A 13086-nucleotide genomic window follows, 5' to 3' on the forward strand; every position below is an offset into this window, starting at 1 on the left:
CCCTCTATACTTCGCGCCGAAGCTGACCAGACAGTCGCCGCTTCGTCGTCGTCCTCCTTCGGGGGGAGACGGGCGGAGGGGAGGAAAGTCCGGGCTCCATAGGGCAAGGTGCCAGGTAACGCCTGGGGGGTGTCACAGCCCACGACCAGTGCAACAGAGAGCAAACCGCCGATGGCCCGCGCAAGCGGGATCAGGTAAGGGTGAAAGGGTGCGGTAAGAGCGCACCGCGCGGCTGGTAACAGTCCGCGGCACGGTAAACTCCACCCGGAGCAAGGCCAAATAGGGGTTCATAAGGTACGGCCCGTACTGAACCCGGGTAGGCTGCTTGAGCCAGTGAGCGATTGCTGGCCTAGATGAATGACTGTCCACGACAGAACCCGGCTTATCGGTCAGTTTCACCTCTTTATGCAAAAACCCCGCTCCGGCGGGGTTTTTGCTATCTGAATCCGTGAAGCGGATGAATGACTGTCCCCGATGCTATACCAAAAGAACGCGGCTTATCGGTCAGTTACCGTTATTTAACCACCTTAGGATTCTGTAGCGTCGGGATCGTGGAATCTTGCACCTGATGAACCTGGCCGATGATTGTGGCGACGCTGCCATTGCTTAAGGCCTCAACATCTGCGCTGTTATGTGAGCCAAAATTAAAGGTCAGACGTTTATCCGTTTTATTCTGCTCGTCTCTCATGGTCACGGTAAAATAGTAGCTGCCGGCGATACCGCTCATCCGACGAATGTCGACAATCACGCCGCGCACCTTGACCCATTTGCCTAGATAATCGCTGCTGGCTTTTGCCGGGTTGAGGGTAAACGGTTGCAGGAACTGCGCAACTGAATACGTCTGCATCGACGCGACGGCGTCATCTCCCGGTTGAAATAATTTATCGCCTGCGGAATAAAAGGCTTTCGAGGCCAGGCCACAGCCGCTTAACAGCGAGACGACAAAAACCAGCGGTAATACGTGAGTGCGTAATAACATAACTATCTCCTTATATATTTTAAAACATGATATCCCTGCTTTTTATGTATGGCATCTTTCTCACTAATTAAATGAAGTAACCGTCACTTCTGTCAATCAATTTCCCTTCATGAGCGTTAAAGTTATTTTATATAAACATGTATTCTTCGTGTGAATTTATTGAAGGAAAATATTTTGATTTCTTATGTATTGAGCGGTTTGTGATCAGTTGCACGCTATGAATAATCTTTAGGTATTATTTTTTACATTTATTCACTACCAACTGTAAAATAATAAACCGCTATTTCAGGCACTTTCACTTCAGGATAAAACAATGAAATTAATGACCCGTATTGCGTTTGCAGCCCTTCTGACTACCGGTTTCTCTCTGACGGCACAGGCCGCGGACGTTAAGGCGGCGCCGGCGCCAGCGCAGGATCCCATTGTCCAGCACTTAAAACTCTCCAGCGATCAGGTCGCGAAAATTAAAAGCCTGCATCAGCAACTGGAAAATAATGTTCAGCAGATTTCACAGCAAGATATTAAAGATGGCGCATTGATTAACGTGATTGATTCCGGAAAATGGGATGAGAAAGCGGTCAAGGATCAGCTGGCAGCCTTCAGTAAGATCGATCAGCAGGTGCGTTATTACCGCGTGAAGTACTATTTCGATGTGAATCAGGTGCTGACGCCAGAGCAGCGTACCCAGGTGAAAAAAGATCTTGCCGACGCGCTGAGTGAATAATGCCATCGGCCCCTTTCGGGGCCGATATTATCTTCAGGCCATAAACGAAAATCGAATCATTGATGTTGCCTTTTCAGGCGAGACTTTCTTCATCCCGCAGACGAATTTCCGCTTCGACAACAATGGCTTCCAGTTCGCTCAGCATCTCATCATAACCAAAGCTGACGACCCCAGCGGTTTCCGGCTGCGTCGGGGCTGATGGCGTCGGGGACGCCTTTTTTCTGTTTTTCTTTTTACTCACTGACAGACTCCATCACTTCCGTTGTTACACCGGTAAATCTATCAGCAAAGCGCGCAGCGGCGTATCGGCGACGAGGGTAATGTTAGCTTCGTCACGAATAAATGCCCCATCACCACAGGTGAGAGCCTGTTTTTGTTGCTCCTGCGCAACGGCATGAACGGTGCCGTGGATCGACTGCAGGTAAGCGCGTGGGCCATGGAGCTGCACGCTAATCTGCTCCCCTTCCTCCAGTGCGATATGGTAGACCCAGGCCTGCTGGCGAAGCTGGAGACTGCCATTCCCTCCCTCCGGCGAGGCCAGCAGCTGCAGCGGTGCGCTCGCCACTTCTATTTTCTGCTGCAGCGGGTTTTCCCGCTGCGGGCAAGCGTCGAGCCACAGTTGCATCCGCGTTAACGACTGCTCTTTGCTCAGATTATGCTCGCTATAGCTCACGCCAGGCTGGGTGGCGATAAGCAGCGCTTCACCGGCTTTGGCCTGCATATGGTTGCCGTCGCTGTCGCGATACTCTGCTTCGCCTTCCAGAATCAGGTTCAGGATATCGACTTTTGGGTACGTCCTGGCCTGGAACGAGGCGCCGGGTGCCAGCACTTCCTGATTGAGCACGCGTAAGGACGCGAAGCCCAGTAATTTCGGGTCGAAGTAGTGGCCAAAGGAGAAGGTGTAGCGGGCCTGCAGCCAGCCGAAGTCTGCTTGTCCGCATTGTTTGGCTGTTCGGGTAGTAATCATGTTCTTGACCTCTCTTTACACTAAATCAATGGTAAAGGTATGGACGCTGTATTGTTAGCCAGATATTCTGCCCGGTATGTTCAAATTTCCTGAATGAGAAAGCGATGGCCAAAGAGAGAGCATTAACGCTGGAAGCGTTGCGCGTGATGGATGCGATCGACCGCCGTGGGAGCTTTGCTGCCGCGGCTGATGAGCTGGGACGCGTGCCTTCCGCCCTGAGCTATACCATGCAAAAACTGGAAGAGGAGCTGGACGTGGTGCTGTTTGACCGCTCAGGTCATCGCACGAAGTTCACCAACGTGGGACGGATGCTGCTTGAGCGTGGGCGCGTGCTGCTCGAAGCGGCGGATAAACTCACCACCGATGCGGAAGCGCTGTCGCGTGGCTGGGAAACTCATCTGACAATCGTCACCGAAGCGCTGGTTCCGACCGCGGATCTGTTTCCGCTGATTGAAAAACTGGCGACCAAATCCAACACGCAGTTGTCGATTATCACCGAAGTGCTGGCCGGCGCCTGGGAGCGACTGGAGCAGGGGCGGGCGGATATTGTTGTCGCGCCGGATATGCATTTTCGTTCCTCCTCGGAGATAAACTCGCGCAAACTCTATTCGGTGCTCAGCGTGTACGTCGCGGCGCCGGATCACCCGATCCACCAGGAGCCGGAACCGCTCTCGGAAGTGACCCGCGTGAAATACCGCGGCGTCGCAGTAGCGGATACCGCACGCGAGCGTCCCGTCCTTACCGTTCAGTTGCTGGATAAACAGCCGCGCTTAACGGTGAGCACCATTGAAGATAAGCGTCAGGCGCTGCTGGCCGGATTAGGCGTGGCAACCATGCCCTATCCGCTGGTGGAGAAAGATATTGCCGAAGGGCGTCTGCGGGTCGTCAGCCCGGAATACACCAATGAAATTGACATAATCATGGCCTGGCGACGGGACAGCATGGGCGAGGCGAAGTCCTGGTGTCTGCGCGAAATCCCTAAGCTGTTTGCGGGACGCTAGTCGAGAAGACGCTCCTCCCGCTAGCGGGAGGAGCGGGAAGATTAATAGGAGAAGGGTTTCGGATCGGGTCCGAAGCGATTGTTGCCTTCGGTGCCGCGTTGGCAGTTAAAGATCAAGATCACCAGCCAGCCGATGACCGGGATCAACAGCAGCAGCAGCCACCAGGCTGAACGGTCGGTGTCGTGAAGACGTCGAAACTGCACCGCCCACCACGGTAAAAAGACCAGTACGCCATAGATGGTCGTCAGAATGCCTTCGCCGCCCGCCCGCTGCCAGCCCAGCATTTTATCGATGATGCTCAATACGCCGGTCAGGATGAGGTTGACCAGAATAAACATCCAGTACTCTTTGCGCCGCGCACGGCCGCCAAATCCTATATAGTTTTTTAATGCCTTGAGATACCAGTCCATTTCTACGCCTCAATTAACCGTCAATCACTTGTTTTTTAAGCGATCGTAATAAGAATAGACGTGAATGAATGGTGGGTAAATATCTGTTTTCTGAATTATTGGGCGCCATCACTGGCGCCCGACAGATCAACGGAAGCGCTGATCGCGACCGTGGGGTTCGTTGAGATCCTGCTGCGGTCCAATGGAGATAATGCCGGTTGGATTAATGGTTTTATGGCTGCGATAATAGTGGTGGCGGATATGCGGAATACTCACCGTCTCTGCGATGCCGGGTATCTGGTAGATGTCGCGCAGAAAACCGTACAGGTTGAGATAATCGCTGATGCGTCGTTTATCGCATTTAAAATGCGTTACATACACCGGGTCGAACCGTACCAGCGTCGTCCACAGGCGAATATCGGCTTCCGTCAGCTGATTTCCCGTCAGGTAACGATGCTGACCGAGGATCTGCTCGAGCCGCTCCAGTGAGGTAAAGACCGCATCGACCGCTTCGTCGTAAGCCTGCTGGCTGGTGGCAAAGCCGGCCTTATACACGCCGTTGTTGACGTTGTCGTAGATCCAGCCGTTCAGCTCATCGATTTTTTCCCGTAGCGCCGGCGGATAATAATCCCCGGCTCTGGCACCCAAACCATCGAAGGCGGTATTAAACATGCGGATGATTTCTGCCGACTCATTGCTGACGATGGTCTGCTGTTTTTTGTCCCACAGCACCGGGACGGTGACGCGACCGGTATAGTGCGGGTCAGCCTGCAGATAGAGCTGATAAAGGAACTGATGATGATAGAGCTGGTCGCCGGTAGCATCAGGGAAATCATCGGCGAAGGTCCAGCCGTTTTCCAGCATCAGCGGATTGACCACGGAGACGGATATAAAGGGTTCCAGTCCTTTCAGCTTGCGCAGAATCAAAGTGCGGTGCGCCCACGGGCAGGCCAGAGAAACATACAGATGATAACGGTCTTTTTCTGCGGCAAAGCCGCCTTCACCCGCAGGTCCCGGCGTGCCATCGGCCGTGAGCCAGTTACGGAAGGCCGAAACGGAACGCTTGAATCGTCCTCCGGTGGATTTGGTGTCATACCAGGTATCTTGCCAGACGCCGTCGACTAATTGTCCCATTACTTCCTCCTGCAGATAGCAAAAGCGAGGAGATATCCCCTCGCTTTTTTAGATTTTTACTCAGTTCAGTATAGTGCGCTTACCACTTTTTATTCAGCACGCGGTCGATGCTGAATGCGCCCGGACCGGTCACGGCCAGCAGCAGGTAACCGCCAGCGATGGTCAGGTTTTTCATGAACATCAGCGAGTTCACACCTTCCGCAAAGTTGCTGTGGAACAGGAACGCGGTCAGCAGCGTAAAGCCTGCGGTGAACAGCGCGGTGGTACGGGTCAGGAAACCGAACAGAATCGCCAGACCGCCGCCGAACTCAAGAAGGATGGTCAGCGGCAGCAGTGCTCCCGGCACGCCCATGGCTTCCATATACTGCTGGGTTCCGGCGTAACCGGTGATTTTGCCCCATCCTGCAGTGATAAACAGAATCGGCATCAGAATACGCGCTACCAGTACACCAACATCTTCTAATTTTTTCATTTCTTACTCCAGAAAACCCAAAGGGCGGCAGTTTTGTTTTTTAGCGCAATCCCGCGTGGTTACGCAGTATTGCTGTCGATGGAGAGGATAGTAACGAGGCGGAGAAAGAATTGTTAGCAAGGAAAACTGTAGTTCTTCTTCAAAGTTTCTGAGCAATAAGTGCGGTGAGGTGAAATTTTTCGGGCCGCGAGGGGTTACCACCTGTCCCGGTATCGGGTGGGGTGAGCGGAATGGACTGAGATAAGAGGGCGGGCTAACCGTGATTGGCGGCGAGGGCACAGGTTGCCGCGAACGGCGTATTGTATCGGGTGGGGAAATGGCAGAGCGGGGCGCCGGGATAAGCGCCCGCGCTCCGGGCTGCTAGCGTATTGACGACTGGCGCAGGATCCCGCGGACCATCCGCCAGGTGCTCCACAGTCCGAGACCGCGTTTGGTCCAGCGCATTAAAAAGTGCGGGTGGCGTATGGACCAGACGGCCATCAGACCGCTGCCAACCATCAGCCACGAACGTAAACTCAGCAGCGTATTCCAGCCGCGATCGAGGGGCGCTGTCGCCTCCAGCCAGTGGCGACGACAGGCACTAAGCTCCAGTCGTTGCTGCTGGATCTGGCGCAGTAGCAGCGCCTTTTGCCGTTCACGCTCCTGTCGGCCATTCACGGTTTATCGTCCTCCAGAAGGGCACGGTCGTTCTCCAGCTCTTTACGCGTCAGGCGCAGCAGCGTGGAGCGGCGCGCCTTACGTAGGGTAAGGATACCCACGATCGCGGCGGCGAGGAGCAGAACGACGGTGGTGGCGATCATGACGTGCAGGCGATACTGGGCGTCAACGGCCCAGATAACCAGCACCAGCAGACTCATGAGGCCAAACGCGGCAAACAGCAGCGTCAGTCCGGTCATGATCAGCAACTGGAAGAGGTTGGCTTTCTCCTCCTCCAGCTCCACGACGACCAGGCGCAGCCGTGTTTCCACCATTTCGACCAGCAGCGTGACAATGCGCTGGCCAATGGAGAACACGCGCTGACCCGGCCCCTGCGAGTGTTGAGTGTTCGCCATAATCAGCGACGCGACAGCAGGACACCCAGTACCAGCCCGACGGCGGCACCAATCCCGACTCCTGTCCACGGGTTTTCGCGAACATAATCATCCGCCCGCGCGGCGGTCTCACGCGTTTGACGCAAAATCGCATCGCTGGTTTCACCCAGGCGGGCACGACTCTCTTTTAGCGCGCTCTCTGCTTTACTACGCAGTTTACCAATCTCTTCTTTCGACTTGTCCGCCGAGGAATTCAGAACTTCCTCCAGGGTATCCGCCAGCGTTTTCAGTTCTGCACGAAGGTCTTCAGTCACATTCTCTTTAGCCATGTCGTTCTCCTGTAGCGTGGTCCGTGTTGCGAAAGTTAACTGTTATTAGTAGTCCCGAGACTCCAGCGTTTTTAACTCCTGTTGCGCTTCATTGAGTTTATGCTGGCGTTTATTGATTTTGTCCGCATCGCCTTTCTTCCGGGCTTCCTGCAGATCGCGCTGACGTTCGGCGATCTCTTCCCGTTGTTTGGCAATTTTTTGCTGATGATCGGCTTTGAGTTTACTGTCGCTGCAGTTCTCCCGTACCTGACGTAGCGCGGTATTTAGCCCATCAATGCGACTTTGATTATGATGCTTTTCGGCATAGCTGATCTCTCGTTGAATATCCTGCTCTTTTTCCTGGCAGGGAGAGGCTGCTATGGCGCTGGCGCTAAGTGAAGTCAGGGCCAGAAGCAGAGCGATGCGGTGTTTCATGGATAGTACCTTCCATTGTCTGAGGGTATACCCGGAGGATATACCCGTTCCCGATGGTGAACGGGAATGTGTTGATTCCCGCAGGTTTAAGCATAGTAACAAATGCAGGAAACCACCAGACTGCGTAAAAAACGCAGTACGGCGGTAGTTTACCCGAGCCGGTGAGGCGCGTCGCGCAGACGGGATAACCAGGCGGTGGCCGAGTTATCGTCCTCCAGCAGGGCAATAATATAACCATGTGGCAGAGCGCGACCGAGAACCTCTTTCGCCGCCGCACCCTGGGCGGTGGAGTCGAACTTAATCAGCAGACCATCTTTTTGCGGCGTAATGCTCTTGAAGCGGATACCGTTGGCGTCGAGGTGATGCCAGACGGAGAAGCCGTCCGGCATGCTGACGCCCTGGCCAACCGGACGGATCGCCAGTGTGGCCTCCTGCTGCTGCACCGCCAGCCAGAGCCAGAACAGCGCGCAGAGCACAAGAGAGCCACCCAGCAGCCAGCTCAGCTGGCGCAGGGAGGGGCGTTTTATGACCATCTTCAGCCCCGGCTTCTGTATTTTTTCTTCCACAGCACCACCAGCGAGCCGATCAGTCCGAAGACCAGCAGCGCAACCGGAAGGAGCATCAGGCAGGACATCAGCTGATCTTCATACTTGAGGAATACCGGGGTTTTGCCCAGCAGATAGCCCAGCGAGGTCAGGATGAGTACCCATAGCAGTCCGCTCATCCAGTTAAAGAACTGAAAGCGAGCGTTATTGAGGCCTGAAAGGCCGGCAATCGTCGGCAACAGCGTACGCACGAAGGCGATAAAGCGGCCGATCAACAGCGCGGAGAGTCCATGCTTATGAAACAGGTGATGCGCGCGCTGATGGTAGTGAGAGGGCAGATGCGACAGCCAGTTTTGCACGATCCGCGTATTGCCCAGCCAGCGCCCCTGAATATAGCTCAGCCAGCAGCCGAGGCTGGCGGCGGCGGTGAGCAGCAGCAAGGTTTCCGGAAAGCCCATCGCCCCTTTGGCGATCAGCACGCCCACGAGCACAAGCAGACTATCCCCCGGTAAAAACGCGGCAGGCAGCAACCCGTTCTCAAGGAACAAAATCATAAACAAGACAAAATACAGCATGCCAATCATGGAGGGATTCGCGAGCGTTTCGTAATCCTGAGCCCACAAGGCATTCAATAACTGGGTTAAAAGTTCCATTCACGATTCCTGGTACATCGGTTAACGGCACGTCTGAGCGCGTGGCATGTTGGGCGACAAGATTTTTATGAGATTTTGGTCGCTGCTTAGGCGCTCTGAACGCTTCCCTGTATAAGACTGAAGTAAGTAAACACCTACCCCCAGAACGGCAAAATGCATCTAATTGTAACAAATCAGCTGACTTTACGTCAGAGAAATTGCAAGGTGTTGCTCGTTGATTTTGCTGATTGCGGCGATGGGAGGCGAGAGGATTTACACAGGCTGACACTATATATGTTTTGCTTACTCCAGCCGGCCTGGCGGGCAGGCGCGCAGGGACCGCGCGCCCTCAGGAAAAGTGATTATTTTGCGCTGTTGGCCGCCGTATCGAGATGAACCACCGGATTGTCGGCAAATAAGTAGCGATCGGCATTAAATTCAAAGTCATCGCTGGTTTCGTTAAACAGCATTTGCTTGGTATTTTCCAGATGCTGCCACATCGCCAGCTTGGCGGCGTTCGGATCTTTACGCAGCAGGGCTTTCAGGATCTGATCGTGATCGTCACACCAGTTATCGACCGTGCGCAGGTCGATATGCTCATGCAGTTTTTTCCAGTATGGGTTATGCACGCGCTGGGTCCACATTTTTTCAACGATTGCCGCCAGCGCGCTGTTCTGCGTGGCCAGCGCCACCTGGACGTGAAACTGGAGATCCCACTCGGAGTCGCGGAAACATTTCTCGTTGCGCGCTTTCTCCTGAATCTCCATCAGCTTCATGATGTCCTGTTTGGTCACCTGAGTCGCCGCGAATTCAGCAATATTGCTTTCAATTAGCTGCCGCGCCTGCAGCAGTTCAAAAGGGCCATAGTTGGCGAATTCAAGGCTTTCATCGGCCACCTGCTGGTACTTGGGATGGTTGGAGATGACATGAATACCCGACCCTTTGCGGACTTCGACATACCCTTCCACTTCCAGCATGATAATGGCTTCACGAACCACGGTGCGGCTGACGTTTTTTTCATCGGCGATAAAGCGCTCGGCGGGCAGCTTATCCCCTACAAGGTAGACACCTTGTTCGATGCGCGTCTTCAGCTCAGCGGCAAGCTGCTGATACAGACGGCGTGGTTCAATGATTTCCATATTCGCTCCCGCAAGATGGCGACAATATTCGATTTGTTATACCACTTTTACACGCTTTCCACCACTGGCAGGCATGAAAAAGCCGCCTGAGAAGGCGGCTCAATACGCGGTGAAATCACCACAAGATCTAACTCTGCGTGGCCGGTTTGCGGCTGCTAAGCGGTGTTGAGTCATCGTCAGCCGGTTTATTTTTCAGCACCGTCCAGATAACCAGCGCGCCCAGCAGGTCAAAGACGGCCAGTACCGCAAACAGCGGGCTAAAGCCGATGGTATCGGCCAGCGCGCCGACGACCAGGGCGAACATGGTGCTGGCCAGCCAGGCGGCCATCCCGGTCAGGCCGTTGGCGGTGGCGACTTCGTTACGGCCAAAGACGTCGGAAGAGAGGGTGATCAGCGCCCCGGACAGCGCCTGGTGAGCAAACCCGCCGACGCACAGCAGCGCGATGGCGATATATGGGCTGGTGAACAGGCCGATCATGCCTGGGCCAATCATCAGCAGGGCACCCATGGTGACCACCATTTTACGCGACACGATCAGGTTGACGCCAAACCAGCGCTGGAACAGCGGCGGCAGGTAACCGCCAACGATGCAGCCGAGGTCGGCGAACAGCATCGGCATCCAGGCGAACATCGCGATCTCTTTCAGGTTAAAGCCGTAAACTTTGAACATGAACAGCGGGATCCAGGCGTTAAAGGTCCCCCAGGCCGGCTCGGCGAGGAAGCGCGGCAGGGCGATACCCCAGAACTGACGGTTGCGCAGGATCTGCCAAGGCGACATTTTCTTCGCGTTATTGGTCTGATGCTGAGATTCCTGGCCGCCAATGATGTAGTCGCGTTCTTCGTCAGATAATTTTTTCTGGTCGCGCGGGTGTTTGTAGAAGATAAGCCAGGCGATGGCCCAGGCGAAGCTCAATACCCCGGAGATAATGAACGCCATCTGCCAGCTGTGCATGACAATCGCCCACACCACCAGCGGCGGCGCGATCATGGCGCCAATAGAGGAACCGACGTTGAAGTAGCCCACCGCAATAGAGCGCTCTTTTGCCGGGAACCATTCGGAACTGGCTTTCAGCCCGGCGGGGATCATCGCGGCTTCCGCTGCGCCGACCGCGCCGCGAGCCAGCGCCAGGCCGCCCCAGCTGCCTGCCAGTGCGGTTGAGCCGCAGAATATCGCCCAGGCGATAGCGAAGAAGGCATAGCCGATTTTAGTCCCGAGAATATCGAGGACATAACCCGCGACAGGCTGCATGACGGTGTAGGCAGCGGAATAGGCTGCAATGATATAGGAGTATTGTTGAGTCGAGATGTGTAACTCTTCCATCAACGTCGGTGCGGCCGCCGCCACGGTGTTACGAGTCAGGTAGCCCAGCACGGTGCCCAGCGTCACCAGCGCAATCATGTACCAACGTAACCCTTTAATTTTACGCATGTAAACCTCATCGTCTGTTATCTTTCCGCACCAGGTGCGGCCTTTACCGAGCGCGATAAGCGATCGGGAAAGCGAAACGGGGGGTTCAGGAGGGCGATCCCCTCTGGCCCGAACCTTACCATCAGTTGTTATGTTGAAAGTCGGTATCCATTCCGTATAAGCCGATGCCATAAACACCGGTAATGCATTCCGTCGGTTTATATGTTGCGACGGCAGAAAGATAACTTGTCATACAACTTTAAAAGTTGAGTGCTGTCACAAAAGTGGGAAAGTTAGTGTGGTCTTTAGCCCTTACCGGGAAAGCCAGAAATGGCGCGCTCTGCCGGGGTGATTTCCGATGAGGCGGTCGTTTTTTTATCGACGTTTATTGATCTAACTCACGAAAAACAGCTCGGTCTGTAGAAATTGGTGTGATAACTTTGTCAGCATTGTAGTCAATCATCTGAAAGGCTCCCGCTACGGAGCGAAGAGGACACGCGAATGACACCGTTTATGACTGAAGATTTTCTCCTCGATACCGAGTTTGCCCGCCGTCTGTACCACGATTACGCCAAAGATCAGCCCATTTTCGACTACCATTGCCACCTTCCGCCGCAGCAGGTTGCCGAAAACTATCGCTTCAAAAATCTGTATGACATCTGGCTGAAAGGCGATCACTACAAATGGCGCGCTATGCGCACTAACGGCGTACCGGAGCGCCTGTGTACCGGTGATGCGTCCGATCGCGAGAAATTTGACGCCTGGGCAGCCACCGTACCCCATACTATCGGCAACCCGTTATACCACTGGACCCATTTAGAACTGCGTCGTCCATTTGGTATTACAGGTAAGCTGCTGTCGCCTTCCACCGCCGATGAGATCTGGGACCAGTGCAATGATTTACTGGCTCAGGACGCCTTCTCCGCCCGCGGGATCATGAAGCAGATGAATGTGAAAATGGTCGGTACCACCGACGATCCGATCGATTCGCTGGAGCACCATGCGGTTGTCGCCAAAGATACCTCCTTTGATATCAAAGTGCTGCCGAGCTGGCGCCCGGATAAAGCGTTCAACATCGAGCAGGCGACCTTTAACGACTACATGGCTAAGCTGGGTGAGGTGTCCGATACCGATATTCGCCGTTTCGCGGACCTGCAAAGCGCTCTGACCAAACGTCTGGACCACTTTGCCGCACACGGCTGCAAGGTCTCCGACCACGCGCTGGACGTGGTGCTGTTTGCGGAAGCGACCGACGCCGAGCTGGACGCCATTCTGGCGCGCCGTCTGGCTGGCGAGACCCTCAGCGAACACGAAGTGGCGCAGTTCAAAACCGCGGTGCTGGTGTTCCTCGGCGCAGAATATGCCCGTCGCGGTTGGGTGCAGCAGTACCATATCGGTGCGCTGCGTAACAACAACCTGCGTCAGTTCAAACTGTTAGGCCCAGACGTTGGCTTCGACTCGATCAACGATCGCCCGATGGCGGAAGAGCTGTCTAAGCTGCTGAGCAAGCAGAACGAAGAGAACCTGCTGCCGAAAACCATTCTCTACTGCCTGAACCCGCGCGATAACGAAGTGCTGGGCACCATGATCGGTAACTTCCAGGGGGAAGGCATGCCGGGCAAGATGCAGTTCGGCTCCGGCTGGTGGTTCAACGATCAGAAAGACGGCATGGAGCGGCAGATGACCCAACTGGCGCAGCTCGGCCTGCTGAGCCGCTTTGTCGGGATGCTGACCGACAGCCGCAGCTTCCTCTCCTACACGCGCCACGAATACTTCCGCCGCATTCTGTGCCAGATGATCGGCCGTTGGGTGGCAGCCGGCGAAGCGCCTGCGGATATCGCGCTGCTGGGCGAGATGGTGAAAAACATTTGCTTTAACAATGCGCGTGACTATTTCGCCATTGAACTGAACTAAGGCCAGAG

At 54.8% G+C, this 13086-nt stretch carries 17 protein-coding genes and 1 other RNA gene; 4 read left to right on the forward strand and 14 right to left on the reverse strand.

What is annotated here, in order from left to right:
* The first annotated feature begins 18 nt into the window (after window positions 1-18).
* Window positions 19-401: RNase P RNA component class A (gene rnpB, locus CWM53_RS14370), an RNA gene on the forward strand.
* A 113-nt stretch (window positions 402-514) separates the two neighbouring features.
* On the opposite strand, the gene CWM53_RS14375 is transcribed toward rnpB, so the two are convergent.
* Window positions 515-979, reverse strand: a complete 465-nt coding sequence (locus CWM53_RS14375; protein ID WP_074387518.1) for an OB-fold putative lipoprotein — start codon at window positions 977-979, stop codon at window positions 515-517.
* A gap of 313 nt (window positions 980-1292) precedes the next feature.
* Here CWM53_RS14375 and CWM53_RS14380 point away from each other — a divergent pair, with 313 nt between their 5' ends.
* Window positions 1293-1703, forward strand: coding sequence for a Spy/CpxP family protein refolding chaperone (locus CWM53_RS14380; RefSeq protein ID WP_074387519.1), 411 nt, complete (start codon window positions 1293-1295; stop codon window positions 1701-1703).
* A 73-nt stretch (window positions 1704-1776) separates the two neighbouring features.
* Here CWM53_RS14380 and CWM53_RS31055 read toward each other — a convergent pair whose 3' ends face one another.
* Together CWM53_RS31055 and CWM53_RS14385 are read right to left on the reverse strand one after the other, a co-directional pair.
* Window positions 1777-1944 (reverse strand): hypothetical protein, encoded by a 168-nt coding sequence (locus CWM53_RS31055; RefSeq protein WP_008806592.1) that lies wholly within the window; start codon window positions 1942-1944, stop codon window positions 1777-1779.
* Window positions 1945-1968: 24 nt separating this feature from the next.
* Window positions 1969-2670: a pirin family protein gene (locus tag CWM53_RS14385; RefSeq protein ID WP_100631962.1), complete on the reverse strand. Its 702-nt coding sequence runs from the start codon at window positions 2668-2670 to the stop codon at window positions 1969-1971.
* Between the two features lie 104 nt (window positions 2671-2774).
* On the opposite strand from CWM53_RS14385, the gene CWM53_RS14390 reads away from it, so the two are divergent.
* Window positions 2775-3671 (forward strand): LysR family transcriptional regulator, encoded by an 897-nt coding sequence (locus tag CWM53_RS14390; RefSeq protein ID WP_061153225.1) that lies wholly within the window; start codon window positions 2775-2777, stop codon window positions 3669-3671.
* 41 nt (window positions 3672-3712) lie between these two features.
* Here the strand turns inward: CWM53_RS14390 and CWM53_RS14395 are convergent, their stop codons facing one another.
* The 11 genes from CWM53_RS14395 to CWM53_RS14445 form a co-directional block, all read right to left on the reverse strand.
* Complete coding sequence (locus tag CWM53_RS14395) at window positions 3713-4081, reverse strand: DUF805 domain-containing protein (RefSeq protein WP_008806590.1); 369 nt, start codon at window positions 4079-4081, stop codon at window positions 3713-3715.
* Between the two features lie 126 nt (window positions 4082-4207).
* Window positions 4208-5194 carry a glutathione S-transferase family protein gene (locus CWM53_RS14400; RefSeq protein WP_074387521.1) on the reverse strand — a complete coding sequence of 329 codons (987 nt, stop codon included), beginning with the start codon at window positions 5192-5194 and terminating at the stop codon, window positions 4208-4210.
* A gap of 79 nt (window positions 5195-5273) precedes the next feature.
* The gene (locus CWM53_RS14405) at window positions 5274-5666 is read right to left on the reverse strand and encodes a DoxX family protein (protein WP_015703571.1); all 393 of its coding nucleotides are present in this window, start codon (window positions 5664-5666) and stop codon (window positions 5274-5276) included.
* 360 nt (window positions 5667-6026) lie between these two features.
* The gene (locus CWM53_RS14410) at window positions 6027-6323 is read right to left on the reverse strand and encodes a YqjK-like family protein (RefSeq protein WP_074387523.1); all 297 of its coding nucleotides are present in this window, start codon (window positions 6321-6323) and stop codon (window positions 6027-6029) included.
* Window positions 6320-6718, reverse strand: coding sequence for a phage holin family protein (locus CWM53_RS14415; protein WP_061153228.1), 399 nt, complete (start codon window positions 6716-6718; stop codon window positions 6320-6322). Before CWM53_RS14415 ends, CWM53_RS14410 begins: the two co-directional genes overlap by 4 nt.
* A gap of 2 nt (window positions 6719-6720) precedes the next feature.
* Window positions 6721-7026 carry a DUF883 family protein gene (locus CWM53_RS14420; protein WP_061153229.1) on the reverse strand — a complete coding sequence of 102 codons (306 nt, stop codon included), beginning with the start codon at window positions 7024-7026 and terminating at the stop codon, window positions 6721-6723.
* A 45-nt stretch (window positions 7027-7071) separates the two neighbouring features.
* The gene (locus CWM53_RS14425; RefSeq protein ID WP_008806585.1) at window positions 7072-7440 is read right to left on the reverse strand and encodes a DUF1090 domain-containing protein; all 369 of its coding nucleotides are present in this window, start codon (window positions 7438-7440) and stop codon (window positions 7072-7074) included.
* A 149-nt stretch (window positions 7441-7589) separates the two neighbouring features.
* A complete protein-coding gene (mzrA, locus tag CWM53_RS14430) occupies window positions 7590-7967 on the reverse strand; it encodes an EnvZ/OmpR regulon moderator MzrA (RefSeq protein WP_162493301.1) in 378 nt (125 codons plus the stop codon).
* 8 nt (window positions 7968-7975) lie between these two features.
* Window positions 7976-8638 (reverse strand): DedA family general envelope maintenance protein YqjA, encoded by a 663-nt coding sequence (gene yqjA, locus CWM53_RS14435; protein ID WP_004206121.1) that lies wholly within the window; start codon window positions 8636-8638, stop codon window positions 7976-7978.
* 341 nt (window positions 8639-8979) lie between these two features.
* Window positions 8980-9756 carry a transcriptional regulator ExuR gene (gene exuR, locus CWM53_RS14440; protein ID WP_012967188.1) on the reverse strand — a complete coding sequence of 259 codons (777 nt, stop codon included), beginning with the start codon at window positions 9754-9756 and terminating at the stop codon, window positions 8980-8982.
* Window positions 9757-9883: 127 nt separating this feature from the next.
* A complete protein-coding gene (locus CWM53_RS14445; RefSeq protein WP_074387524.1) occupies window positions 9884-11185 on the reverse strand; it encodes an MFS transporter in 1302 nt (433 codons plus the stop codon).
* 480 nt (window positions 11186-11665) lie between these two features.
* Here CWM53_RS14445 and uxaC point away from each other — a divergent pair, with 480 nt between their 5' ends.
* Window positions 11666-13078 carry a glucuronate isomerase gene (uxaC, locus tag CWM53_RS14450; protein ID WP_012967190.1) on the forward strand — a complete coding sequence of 471 codons (1413 nt, stop codon included), beginning with the start codon at window positions 11666-11668 and terminating at the stop codon, window positions 13076-13078.
* The last annotated feature ends 8 nt before the right edge of the window (window positions 13079-13086 follow it).

It is taken from the genome of Klebsiella sp. A-Nf5, from assembly GCF_002810545.1.
GTDB classification, from domain to species: Bacteria; Pseudomonadota; Gammaproteobacteria; order Enterobacterales; family Enterobacteriaceae; genus Klebsiella; species Klebsiella variicola.